11 protein-coding genes are annotated in these 12,559 nt (G+C 28.1%); 10 read left to right on the forward strand and 1 reads right to left on the reverse strand.

Translation table 11 applies throughout. The annotated features are described in order from the left end of the window. Positions 1 to 35 precede the first annotated feature (35 nt). From DR020_RS09065 to cls, 10 genes are all read left to right on the forward strand, one after another. A complete protein-coding gene (locus DR020_RS09065; RefSeq protein WP_055259620.1) occupies positions 36 to 2,120 on the forward strand; it encodes an HD family phosphohydrolase in 2,085 nt (694 codons plus the stop codon). Positions 2,121 to 2,125: 5 nt separating this feature from the next. Beyond that, positions 2,126 to 2,629 carry an rRNA maturation RNase YbeY gene (ybeY, locus tag DR020_RS09070; protein WP_112365764.1) on the forward strand — a complete coding sequence of 168 codons (504 nt, stop codon included), beginning with the start codon at positions 2,126 to 2,128 and terminating at the stop codon, positions 2,627 to 2,629. Between the two features lie 17 nt (positions 2,630 to 2,646). Next, positions 2,647 to 3,348 (forward strand): diacylglycerol kinase, encoded by a 702-nt coding sequence (locus DR020_RS09075; protein WP_055259326.1) that lies wholly within the window; start codon positions 2,647 to 2,649, stop codon positions 3,346 to 3,348. Between the two features lie 72 nt (positions 3,349 to 3,420). Then, a complete protein-coding gene (locus DR020_RS09080; protein WP_055259324.1) occupies positions 3,421 to 3,819 on the forward strand; it encodes a cytidine deaminase in 399 nt (132 codons plus the stop codon). Positions 3,820 to 3,829: 10 nt separating this feature from the next. Continuing rightward, complete coding sequence (era, locus tag DR020_RS09085) at positions 3,830 to 4,714, forward strand: GTPase Era (RefSeq protein WP_055259323.1); 885 nt, start codon at positions 3,830 to 3,832, stop codon at positions 4,712 to 4,714. Between the two features lie 14 nt (positions 4,715 to 4,728). Further along, a complete protein-coding gene (gene recO / locus DR020_RS09090; protein WP_082412340.1) occupies positions 4,729 to 5,469 on the forward strand; it encodes a DNA repair protein RecO in 741 nt (246 codons plus the stop codon). A 5-nt stretch (positions 5,470 to 5,474) separates the two neighbouring features. Then, a complete protein-coding gene (locus tag DR020_RS09095; protein WP_055259319.1) occupies positions 5,475 to 6,119 on the forward strand; it encodes a DUF4342 domain-containing protein in 645 nt (214 codons plus the stop codon). Between the two features lie 172 nt (positions 6,120 to 6,291). Beyond that, positions 6,292 to 6,924 carry a helix-turn-helix transcriptional regulator gene (locus DR020_RS09100; protein WP_055259318.1) on the forward strand — a complete coding sequence of 211 codons (633 nt, stop codon included), beginning with the start codon at positions 6,292 to 6,294 and terminating at the stop codon, positions 6,922 to 6,924. A gap of 71 nt (positions 6,925 to 6,995) precedes the next feature. After that, entirely contained in the window at positions 6,996 to 9,626 is a 2,631-nt protein-coding gene (gene ppdK / locus DR020_RS09105) for a pyruvate, phosphate dikinase (RefSeq protein WP_112365765.1), read from the forward strand. Positions 9,627 to 9,859: 233 nt separating this feature from the next. Further along, positions 9,860 to 11,404 carry a cardiolipin synthase gene (gene cls, locus DR020_RS09110; protein WP_082663261.1) on the forward strand — a complete coding sequence of 515 codons (1,545 nt, stop codon included), beginning with the start codon at positions 9,860 to 9,862 and terminating at the stop codon, positions 11,402 to 11,404. A 36-nt stretch (positions 11,405 to 11,440) separates the two neighbouring features. Here the strand turns inward: cls and DR020_RS09115 are convergent, their stop codons facing one another. Next, positions 11,441 to 12,478: a CotS family spore coat protein gene (locus DR020_RS09115; RefSeq protein WP_112365766.1), complete on the reverse strand. Its 1,038-nt coding sequence runs from the start codon at positions 12,476 to 12,478 to the stop codon at positions 11,441 to 11,443. Positions 12,479 to 12,559: the final 81 nt, after the last annotated feature.

The following is a 12,559-nucleotide window of genomic DNA, read 5'->3' on the forward strand; positions in this document are numbered from 1 at the left end:
ATTCTTAGATAAACTAAAAGAGGAGAAGAGAGTTGATTATTAAAAAGAGTGGGAGAATATTGAATTTTCTTGGCGATTACAAAAGAATAGTTGTGTTTATAATTACTTTTATGATTATATTTGCCACACTAGCTACATCAGTAGTTACTAAAAAATATGATTTGCGAGTTGGAGAAATAGCAACTACAGATATAAAAGCTTCGAGGGAAGTAGTAAACACTGTTGAAACTGAAGCGAAAAAGATTGAAGCGATAGAAAAGGTTGGAAAACAATATTCGCTTCAAACTGATATACAAAAAAATAGTCAGATAACACTAGAAGAGTTTTTTCTGAATTTGAAAGAGGCCATAACAACAAAAGATACAGAAAGTTCAAATGGAAATACGACATCTAAATTACAACTTGAGATATTAAATGAAGATAATCCTTTTGATTTAACAACTAGTGAAGAGATGTATTTGTTAACTCTAAATGAGGAACAGATAAATAAAATGTATGATGTTTTATTAAATGCAATAAATGATGCATATAATATATCAATAAATGAGGATAGTACAGAAACGTTAAATAAGGCAATACAAATAGCACAAGATGTAGTTTATAATAATTATAATGATGAACATATAATATCAATTTCAGATAAGATTATAAATGTTTTAGTTAAACCAAACTTATTTTATGATAATGAAAAAACAGAAGAGGCACAGCAAGAAGCAGCAAAAAATGTTACTCCTGTTGTTTATAAAAAAAATCAAACAATAGTTGAGGAAGGGAAACCAATAACGGAAGCTCAAATTCAAGCATTAGATGAGCTCGGACTTTTAAATAATTCTAAGTTTAATATATCGTTGTATTTAGCTTTAGCTATCATGGTTATAATTGTTATGTATATACAAAATAGATATTTAAAAAAATACTATAAAGATATATATAATAATTCTTCAAAGCTTATTATGATAAACATAATAACTATAATGACCATAGTTTTTGCAAGAGTATTTAGCATAGCTTCACCGTATTTAATTCCATTAGCATGTACGCCAATACTTCTTACACTTTTATTAAATTATAGAATATCTTTAGTTGTAAGTATAACTAATATAATTTTAATGGCAGTAGCTGTAAGCTTTAATACAGAAATAATTATTTTAGCTATTGTATCGGTTATAGTAGGTGCTACATTCTTAAAAAAAATGCAACAAAGAAATGATATAGTATATTCATGTATTTATATAGCTATTTTAAACGGAGTAATGACACTTAGTATATCAGCTTTAGTAACTAGTAACTTAAAAGAGATTTTATTAGATACAGCTTTTATACTTGTAGGATCGCTTCTATCGGGGATTTTATCTACAGGGTTGTTACCATTTTTTGAATCTATGTTTGATATTGTTACAAATGTTAAACTATTAGAACTTTCAAATCCTAATAATCCGTTACTTAAAAAGCTTTTAATGGAAGCTCCAGGAACTTATCATCACAGCGTTATAGTTGCTAATTTAGCAGAAGTTGCAACAGAAGCTGTTGGCGGAAATGCTCTTTTAGCTAGAATAGGAGCTTATTATCATGATATAGGGAAAACAAAAAAACCTTACTTTTTTAAGGAAAATCAATTAGGAAAAGAAAATCCTCATGATGATATAACTCCAGAACTTAGTAAACTTTTAATAATATCTCATGTTAAAGATGGATTAGAGCTTGCAAGAGAATATAAGCTTCCAAAAGTGATACAAGATTTTATTCCAACTCATCATGGCAAAACTTTAGTTAAATATTTTTATTTAACAGCTAAAAATAATGCGGAAAATCCAGATGATATAAAGGAAGAGGATTATATGTATCCAGGACCAAAACCAAAAACTAAAGAACAATGCATATTAATGCTTGCAGATTCAGTAGAAGCTGCTGTAAGATCTATAAATAATCCAACAAAGGAAAAAATAGAAAATATGGTTGATAATATAGTTAAAGATAAATTAAGTTCAGGACAATTAGATGATTCTCAGCTTACGATAAGTGATGTGAAAAAAATAAAAAAATGTTTTTTAAAAACCTTAAATGGAATATATCATGAAAGAATAGAATATCCAAAAGATGAAAGAAAGACGGTGAAATAAGTTTAATGATATTTATTGATAATAGGCAAAAGGAGATAGATGTAAGTGATAGTTTTATATCTCATCTTGAAAAAGTCATAGAGTTTGTTTTAAAAGAAGAGCAAGTAAAAGAAAAGTGCGAAGTATCACTAGTATTTGTTAATAATGATGAGATTAGAAATATAAACAGAGAAACAAGAAATATTGATAAAGTTACAGATGTTTTATCATTTCCTATGATAGATTATAAGAAAGGGAAAGTCTATAAAGATTTGTATTTAAATTTTAATTTTGATTCTATGTTTTTTGATAATGGTAATTTAGTTTTAGGAGATATAGTTATATCTTTAGAAAGAGCGTTAGAACAAAGTATAGAATTCAATCATTCATTTTTTAGAGAAGCAAGTTATTTAGTAATACATTCTGTTTTACATTTACTAGGTTACGATCATATGGAGGAAATAGAAAAGAGAACTATGAGAAATAGGGAAGAATATATTTTAAATAAATTAAATATTCCTAGAGAGTAAAAGTAAAGGGAGGGTTTATGGAGGTTAAAAAGCTATTAGATAGTTTCAATTATGCTATAGATGGTATAATACATGCTTTAAGGACACAAAGAAATATGAGAATTCATTTTCTAGCAACAATTGTGGTTTTAACAGCTTGTTTTATATTTCATGTTAGCATAATTGAAATAATAGCACTTAGTATATGTATAGCTATGGTCATTTCAGCAGAACTTTTTAATACTGCAATAGAAAGTGCAATAGATTTAACGGCTAATTATTATCATCCATTGGCCAAAATAGCTAAAAATACGGCGGCTGGAGCGGTGTTAGTTACTGCTATAAATGCAATTTTAGTTGGGTATTTTATATTTTGGGATAAAATATCCAACATCACTTATAGGGTTGTAAGTGATGTTAAAGCGTGGGAGCCATACACTGTATTGATAATGCTTATAATGGTTTGTATATTAACTATTGCGGCAAAGGCATATTTAGGAGAAGGCACTCCTTTAAAAGGAGGAATGCCATCTGGACATAGTGCAATATCCTTTGCAATAGCTACTGCAATATCTTTGATATCTCAGTATCATACAGTTATAATATTAAGTTATATAATGGCTTTTATAACAGCTCAAAGTAGAGTAGATTCAGAGGTTCATAGTATTTTAGAGGTTGTAGTTGGCGGAGTATTTGGAGTTTTAGTTACTATTTTTATATTTAAAATATTTAGTTTTTAAAATATATTTGTAAATAATATAAATAGTGATATAATTTAATAATTATACTATGTAACTAAAGGGGGAATTGGTTTGTATAATAAACTTATAAAAGAGGCTATAGACGCTAGAGAAAAAGCGTATTGTCCATATTCTAATTTCAAAGTTGGAGCAGCTGTACTTTTTGAAGATAATAATATATATTCAGGATGTAATATAGAAAATGCATCTTTTGGTGCAACCAATTGTGCTGAGAGAACTGCTATATTTAAAGGGGTATCTAAAGGGCTTAGAAAGATAAAAGCATTAGCTGTTATTGGAGATACAGATGATTATACCTATCCATGTGGTATATGCAGACAGGTAATAAGTGAGTTTGCAGAAAGTCAAGATATAAAAATATTTATAGTAAAAAATGAAAATGATTATATAGAAACAACATTAGAAAAAATTTTACCAGGTTCTTTTACTAAAAAGGATTTAGTAAAATAGAGGAGGGTACATGTTTAAATCAGGATTTGTAACTATAGTTGGTAGACCAAATGTTGGAAAATCAACACTTTTGAATTTACTTATGGGGGAGAAACTATCAATAGTTTCTAACAAACCTCAGACGACAAGGAACAATATTCAAACAATATTGACAGGGGATAATTATCAAATTGTTTTTGTAGACACTCCTGGCATACATAAGCCTAAGCATAAGCTAGGTGAATATATGGTAGATAGTGCTAAAAATTCAATAAAAGATGTTGATTTAGTATTGTTTTTAACAACACCTGATGTGGAAGTTGGTAGAGGGGATAAATTTATAATAGAACAGCTTAAACAACAAAAGGCTCCAATATTTTTTGTATTAAATAAAATAGATGAAAATACTCAAGATAGAGTAGCTAAAACACTTGAGAATTATTCTAAAGAAATTAATTTTAATGAAATAATTCCTATATCGGCTATTAAGGGAAAAAATACTGATAAATTATTAGAACTTATGGTAAAATATATACCAGAGGGACCTAAATATTATCCAGATGATATGATAACTGATGTACAAGAAAGATTTGTAATAGCAGAAATTGTTAGAGAAAAGGCTTTAAGAAACTTGTCACAAGAAGTTCCTCATGGAATAGCGGTAGATATAATACAAATGAAACAAGATAAGAGTGGAAAATACAATATAGAAGTTGATTTAATATGTGAAAAAGATTCACACAAGGGTATAATAATAGGCAAAAATGGTCAAACTCTTAAAAAAATTGGAGAAACTTCAAGATATGAAATCGAAAGATTTCTAAAAAACAAAGTTAATATAAAAATATGGGTAAAGGTTAGAAAAGAGTGGAGAGATAATTCCTTATATCTTAAAGAATTAGGATATAAAAAATAAAGGAGGAGTTTAATCTGTCACTTACTAAAGTTAATGGAGTTGTTATAAAAACTCAAGAATACAAAGAAAATGATAAACTTTTATGGATTTTCACTCAAGAATTAGGGAAAATATCGGTAATTGCAAAAGGGGCTAAAAAAAGTAAAAATAAATTATTTTCTGTAACTACTCCTTTTTGTTATGGAGATTATCTGGTGTTTAAAGGAAAAAATTTATATTCTTTGTCAGAGGGGAAAATCAGAAAGTCTTTTCAAAGTTTTTTAGATAATTTAGAAAAATTAACCTATGCCTCATATATATGCGAACTTATAGATATATGTATTGAAGATAATGAGAAAAATTCATATCTTTATAAAGAATGTATAACATGTTTGTATCTTTTAAATACTGATGCAATAGATTATGAAACCTTAATAAGAGCCTTTGAACTTAAGATATTAAAAGCAACTGGCTATGGGTTAAACTTAGATAATTGTGTGTCGTGTAAAGAAAAGATACAAAATTCTAATTATTTGGATTTAGCTTATTTTGGTGGTGTATGTGAAAAATGTAGGAGGGAAAGAGGTATTTATATAGATAAAGCTACCTTTGCATCTTTAAAATTTTTAAACAATACCACTTTAGATAAAGTATACAAACTTCATTTAAGTGATGATACAAAAAGTGAGATATATAAAATAACTCACTATATAATTTCATCTGTTTATTCAAGAAAACCTAAAAGTCTAGAGATGCTAAATTTTATTAAGGAGTGATAAATATGAATGAAATAACATTAGAAAAAGTTGATTTAGTTAAAGAAAGAGCTTTTGTAACTTATTTAGAGGCTAAGGAAGCGTTAGAACATTCAAATGGTGATGTTTTAGAAGCTTTAATTTATATTGAAAAAAATCAAAAGAAAAAGTATGAAGAAGAAATTTCTTTTGAAGAAGCTGCTGTGGAATCAGAAACCATAAGTGATTTTAAAGAATGGATTAAGAATTTGATTAAAAAAGGCACTGTGTCTAGAATTAAAATTAAAAGAGATGATAAAGTTTTAGTTGATGTACCAGTTAATGCTGGCTTAGCAGCTGGTGTTATAGCTATTTTAATGCCACAATTGTTAGCGATAGGTGTTGTTACAGCTGTTGCAACAAAATTAACAATAGAAATACAAAAAACAGATGGTTCTGTTGAAATTGTTAATAAAGCAATTAAAAGTGTAGCTAAAGATTTTACAAGAAAAGTTAAAGTTGTAGCTGAGGATGTAAAAGATATAGCACAAGAGAGGGCACAAGATATTAAAGATGTGGTTTCAGAAAAGAAAAATCACATATCAATGGATAAACAAAACACAGATTATAAAATGGATAATGAGTCTAACTATACTTATACTGTTAGATTTGATGACAACGACAACGAATAATAAATGAAAATAGGGAAAAATAAGGTAAAAAAAGGGATATTCATTTAATTTGTTAAAATTTTCTTAATTTTTATTGTACTATTTTTAACCATATGACGGTAAAATAGTTAGTAGGTATTAGAGAAACAAATTTTATAGAATATTCCTTTTTATCTAGAAAGGAATAACTAAAATGAAATTAACACCTAGACAAGAGGAAATTGTTAAACTTGTTAAAGAAGGGGAACCTGTTACATCAGAAACATTAGCTACGAAACTTGGAGTAACTAGAGCTGCTCTTAGACCAGATTTAGCTATTTTAACAATGATAGGAATATTAGATGCTAGACCAAAAGTTGGCTATGTTTATTGTGAAGGAAATAAAACAAATATTTTATATGAAGAAATTATGAACTCAAAGGTTTTAGATATAATGTCAAAACCAATAACTGTAAATGAGGAAACTATGGTTTATGATGCTATAGTACATTTATTTCTAAATGATGTGGGTACAATGTTTGTTGAAAATAAGGGTGTTTTAGTTGGAGCTGTTTCTAGAAAAGATTTTTTGAAAATAGCAATAGGTGGAACAGACATATATAAGGTACCAGTTGGCATAATAATGACTAGAATGCCAAATATAATATATGCACTAGAGGATGAAACGGCTTATAATGTTGCAAAGAGAATTATAGAACATGAGATAGATTCCGTTCCAGTAGTTAGAAAGCTTAAAGATGATCTTGGTAAAGAGAAATTATTAATAGTTGGTAAGATTTCAAAAACTAACATAACAAGATTATTTGTGAATCTAGGAAATTATTAGGTTAGCTATCAGGATAAATTGCCTGTTAGAATATATAAATAATTTATAGTATGGAATGAAGGAGTGTTGAGATGAAAGAAAAACAATTTGTTTATCTTTTTAATGAGGGGAATGCAAGTATGAAAAATTTGCTAGGTGGCAAGGGTGCAAATTTAGCAGAGATGACTTCTTTGGGGATTCCAGTACCACAGGGCTTTACAGTTACTACTGAGGCTTGCAATAAATATTATGAGGATAGAAAGCTAATATCACAAGATATTATTAATGAGATTTATGAAAAATTAAAAGTTCTTGAAGAAGAAACAGGTAAAAAATTTGGATCAGTAACTAATCCACTTTTAGTATCAGTAAGATCTGGAGCTAGGGTTTCGATGCCAGGAATGATGGATACAATTTTAAACTTAGGTTTAAATGATGATTCAGTAGAAGCACTAGCAAAGCTTACTAATAACGAAAGATTCGCATATGATTCTTATAGAAGATTTATTCAGATGTTTTCAGATGTTGTAATGGGTGTTGAAAAAAGACTTTTTGAAAATATTATAGATAAGGTGAAAGCAAAAAAAGGTGTTTATTTTGATACAGATCTTGATGCTAATGATTTAAAAGAATTGGTTTTAGAATTTAAAAATCTTTATAAAAAAGAGAAAAATGAGGATTTTCCAACTGATCCAAAGGTTCAACTTATAGAAGCAATAACTGCTGTATTTAGGTCATGGGATAATCCAAGAGCTATAGTTTATAGAAGGCTTAATGACATACCAGGAGAATGGGGAACAGCTGTTAATGTTCAACAAATGGTATTTGGAAATAAAGGCGAAACTTCAGGAACAGGAGTTGCATTTTCAAGAAATCCAGCAACTGGAGAAAATAAAATATATGGAGAATATTTGATGAATGCTCAAGGTGAAGATGTTGTTGCAGGAATTAGGACTCCACAGCCTATATCTAAATTAGAAGAGCAAAATCCTAAGATATATAATCAATTTGTAAATATAGTAAATAAATTAGAAAAACATTATAGAGATATGCAAGATATGGAGTTTACTATAGAAGATGGAGTATTATATTTTCTTCAAACTAGAAATGGGAAAAGAACAGCACAAGCAGCACTTAAGATAGCTGTTGATTTAGTTAATGAAAATATGTTATCAAAAGAAGAGGCTATATTAAAAGTTGAACCAAAACAACTAGATACACTTTTGCATCCAACTTTTGATATGGAAAATTTAAAAACAGTTAAGGCTGTTGCAAAAGGACTTCCAGCATCTCCAGGAGCTGCATGTGGCAAGATAGCATTTACTGCTGAGGAAGCAAAAGAAAGAAATGGAAATGGAGAAAAAGTTGTTTTAGTAAGACTTGAAACATCTCCAGAAGATATAGAGGGGATGATAGCATCAGAAGGGATTTTAACAGTTAGAGGTGGTATGACTTCTCATGCAGCAGTTGTTGCTAGAGGAATGGGAACTTGTTGTGTTGCTGGATGTAGTTCTATTAAAGTAAACGAAAACAATAGAACTCTAGAGATAAATGGAAATCTATTAACTGATACCGATTATATATCTATAGATGGTTCAACAGGAAATGTTTATTCAGGAGAAGTTAAAACAGTTTTACCCGAAATAACAGGATATTTTGCAACATTTATGGGATGGGCAGATGAAATTAGAAAATTAGGTGTTAGAACAAATGCAGATACTTCAAAAGATACAAGACAAGCAATTCATTTTGGAGCGGAAGGAATAGGGCTTTGTAGAACTGAGCATATGTTCTTTGCAGAAGATAGAATAGCAGCAGTTAGAGAAATGATAGTGGCTAAGAGTTTAGAACAAAGAGAAAAAGCTTTAAATAAAATACTTCCTATGCAAAGAGAAGATTTTATAAAAATGTATGAAGAACTTCAAGGAAAACCAGCTAATATAAGGTTGTTAGATCCTCCGTTACATGAATTCTTACCAACGGAAGAGCAAGATATAGTGGCTTTAGCTAAAGAAATGAATATAAAAGTAGATGATTTAAGAAATACAATCAATGATTTACATGAATTTAATCCAATGATGGGACATAGAGGGTGTCGTTTAGATGTTTCTTATCCTGAAATTGCTAAAATGCAAACAAGAGCTATAATTGAAGCGGCTATATGTGTTAAAAAAGGAAAAGGTTACGATGTAAAGCCTGAAATAATGATTCCATTGGTTGGAGAGATAAAAGAATTAAAATATGTTAAGGATTTAATAGTTAAAGAGGCTACTTCTATAATAGAAGAAAGTGGAATTGATTTAGAATATAAAATAGGTACAATGATAGAAATACCAAGAGCAGCAATAACAGCAGATGAAATAGCGAAAGAAGCAGAATTCTTTTCTTTTGGAACAAATGATTTAACTCAAATGACTTTTGGATTTTCAAGAGATGATGCTGGGAAATTTTTAAAGGATTATTATGATAAAAAGATATATGAACAAGATCCATTTGCAAAACTTGATCAAAAAGGAGTAGGTTCTCTTATAAAAGTAGCAATAGAAAAAGCAAAATCTACAAGACCAAATTTAAAACTTGGAGTATGTGGAGAACATGGTGGAGATCCATCATCAGTTGAATTTTTCCATAATGTAGGATTAGATTATGTAAGTTGTTCACCTTTTAGAGTACCTGTTGCAAGGCTTGCAGCTGCACAAGCACAGGTTAAAAATAAAAGATAAGTTTAAATGTTAATATTAAGAGACTCTTTGAAAATTTATTTTCAAGGAGTTTTTTATTGAAATGTATTTAAAAATCTAAGTTTAAACAAGAAGTATAGTTAATGATGTTTACAAATTTGATTATGTATGTAAAAATATAATAATATAATTAATAAAAGTATTTATTAACGTTTTAACTTTAAAGTTAAAACTTATTATGTATTAAACTTAAGATTAAAGGGAGAGTTAAAATTTTGAGTAAAGGAAAAAAAAGTTTAGTTAAGGTTGTTTATGGAAGAACTTTAATAGTTCTTGCAATAGTATTAATTCAATTAGCTGTACTTTTTTCGATATATGTATTCTTAATGGAATATGTCACATATATTGTAGGTGCATCTACTGTTTTAAGTGCTATAGTTCTCTTGTATATAATAAATAATAGGACAAACCCAATGTATAAAATATCATGGATAATTCCAGTGGCTCTTATGCCTATTTTTGGAACGTTATTATACATATTTATACATTTACAGATTGAAACAAGATTAATTGCTAAAAAATATGATAAATCGTTAGAAGAAACTAGATGTTATTTAGAACAAGATAATGATGTTTTAAAAGAATTAGATAGTTTGGATAAACATGTGGCATCTATAGGTAAATACATATCAAATTATGGAGTATATCCTGTTTATAAGAATACTAATGTAGAATACTTTCCGCTAGGGGAAGATAAGTTTAAAAAAATGATAAAAGAGTTGGAAAAAGCTAAAGATTTTATATTTATGGAATATTTCATTATAGAAGAAGGCGTAATGTGGGACACTATTTTAGATATATTAAAGAGAAAAGTAAAAGAAGGTGTTGAAGTTCGGGTTATGTATGATGGGTTATGCTGTTTGGCTCTTCTTCCATATAAATATCCTGAAACATTAAAAAAAATGGGCATAAAATGTAAGATGTTTTCTCCAATAAAGCCAGCCCTATCAACCTATCAAAACAATAGAGACCATAGAAAAATATTGGTCATAGATGGGAAGGTAGCATTTACGGGGGGAGTAAATTTAGCTGATGAATATATAAATGTGAAAGAACGTTTTGGTCATTGGAAAGATATAGCCGTGTGTTTAGAAGGTGATGCTGTTAAAAGTTTTACTATGATGTTTTTACAGATGTGGAATATAACAGAAAATAAAAAGGAAGATTATGAAAAGTATATATTATCAAAAGAAAATGTATCAGTTAAGTCAGATGGATTTGTAATACCTTATGGAGACAGTCCTTTAGATTTTGAAAATCTTAGTGAAGAGGTATATTTTGATATTATACATCAGGCCACAAAATATGTGCATATAATGACTCCATATCTTATATTAGATAATGAAATGATAACAGCTTTAACTCATGCAGCTAAAAGAGGAGTTGAAATTATTATTATAATGCCTCATATTCCAGATAAACCATATGCTTTTTGGGTAGCTAAAACTTATTATGAAGAACTTATAGAAGCAGGAGTTCAGATTTATGAATACACTCCAGGGTTTGTTCACGCAAAATGCTTTGTGTCAGATAACGATAAGGCAGTAGTTGGTACTATAAACTTAGATTTTAGAAGTTTATATCTTCATTTTGAATGTGGAGTATTTTTTTATAAAAATAGCGTAATATCTAAAATAGAAGAAGATTTTAAAAATACTTTGGAAAAGTGTGAAAAAATTACTTTAGAAAAATGTAAGAGACAACCGTTGAAACAAAAAGCAATTGGAAGTGTGCTTAGAATATTTGCACCACTTATGTAAAAAAACTAGCTGTATTAAATAATACAGCTAGTTTTTTTAATAATAAATTCTTTCTAAATCTTTTATAAAATTTATTTGAGTTTTTGTAGTCAATGATAATTTTTCTAATGCTATGATGGATTCCTCTTTTGTAAATTTAGGTTTTTTGCTGTAATAATCTTTACTTATTCTAAAATATTTTTGTGGATATGATATATAAGATAAAATATATTTTAAATCGTCTTTAGTTAAAGGGTTTATAGAATCATATATAGAAATAATGGATTTAGTTAAACCTACATTCCAATTTATAGAATTTCTTTTTAGAAGTCTCCTTAAGAAATGAGATATGTCATGAGAAGCATAATCAAATGCGCAGTTATCAAAGTCGATTAACCACATATTGTTATCTTTAAAAATTATATTTTTGTTCACATAATCTCCATGACATAAGGTTTTACTTAAATTATTAATACCTGAGGCTATAATGGTAGCATTTTGGGCTAAATAAAAGTTCTCACTAAAAGATGAAATAAAAATTTCTGAAAAGTAATCATGTCTTTTCATAGCTTCATTGTAATAATATAAAAGTTTTTCTGTTCGACTTTTAAAGGATGTATAAATATCTTCGTAGTTTTCTTTTGTATAACTACCATTAATAGGGAAAAAATTATTGCTACATTTGTGTAAAAGTGCTAGGTTTTTAGATGCAATATAAATATTATCTAAATTATCAAAATCACATTTTTTACCGTAAATCCAAGGGGTTAATATAAATAAAAAGTTTTTATATTTAACAAATCTATTTTTAGATATTGAAGGGATTAATGTTGGCACATTTATATTGTTTCGATATAGCCATTCTAAGGCAGAATAAATAAATAAAAGTTTACCTTCATCATAATACACCTTTTTCAAGCAAAATGACTTATTATTACAAGTTATTTTAAAAACAGCTCTGTCTTTATTCGTATTTTTTACTTTAATCTGCTCTATGTTACAGGAATGTATGTTATATAAGGGTAATATGTTGTTTTTTATCAGATTAAAAGAATCATTGCAAGAAAAATTGAAGTTATTATAATTTGTAGGCATTTTTGATTCTCCTATATTAATAAATTATTGTACGGTTAAACATATTAATTTTTTTTTAATATTATACTTTAAAAATTTAGA

This window comes from Sarcina ventriculi (assembly GCF_900456775.1).
In the GTDB taxonomy this organism is placed as follows: domain Bacteria; phylum Bacillota; class Clostridia; order Clostridiales; family Clostridiaceae; genus Sarcina; species Sarcina ventriculi.

Coding starts and splice junctions, on each gene's coding strand:
- DR020_RS09075 (WP_055259326.1), top strand. CDS start 2,647: ATGGAGGTTAAAAAGCTATTAGATAGTTTCAATTATGCTATAGATGGT.
- ppdK (WP_112365765.1), top strand. CDS start 6,996: ATGAAAGAAAAACAATTTGTTTATCTTTTTAATGAGGGGAATGCAAGT.
- DR020_RS09115 (WP_112365766.1), bottom strand. CDS start 12,478: ATGCCTACAAATTATAATAACTTCAATTTTTCTTGCAATGATTCTTTT.
- DR020_RS09100 (WP_055259318.1), top strand. CDS start 6,292: ATGAAATTAACACCTAGACAAGAGGAAATTGTTAAACTTGTTAAAGAA.
- DR020_RS09095 (WP_055259319.1), top strand. CDS start 5,475: ATGAATGAAATAACATTAGAAAAAGTTGATTTAGTTAAAGAAAGAGCT.
- era (WP_055259323.1), top strand. CDS start 3,830: ATGTTTAAATCAGGATTTGTAACTATAGTTGGTAGACCAAATGTTGGA.
- ybeY (WP_112365764.1), top strand. CDS start 2,126: ATGATATTTATTGATAATAGGCAAAAGGAGATAGATGTAAGTGATAGT.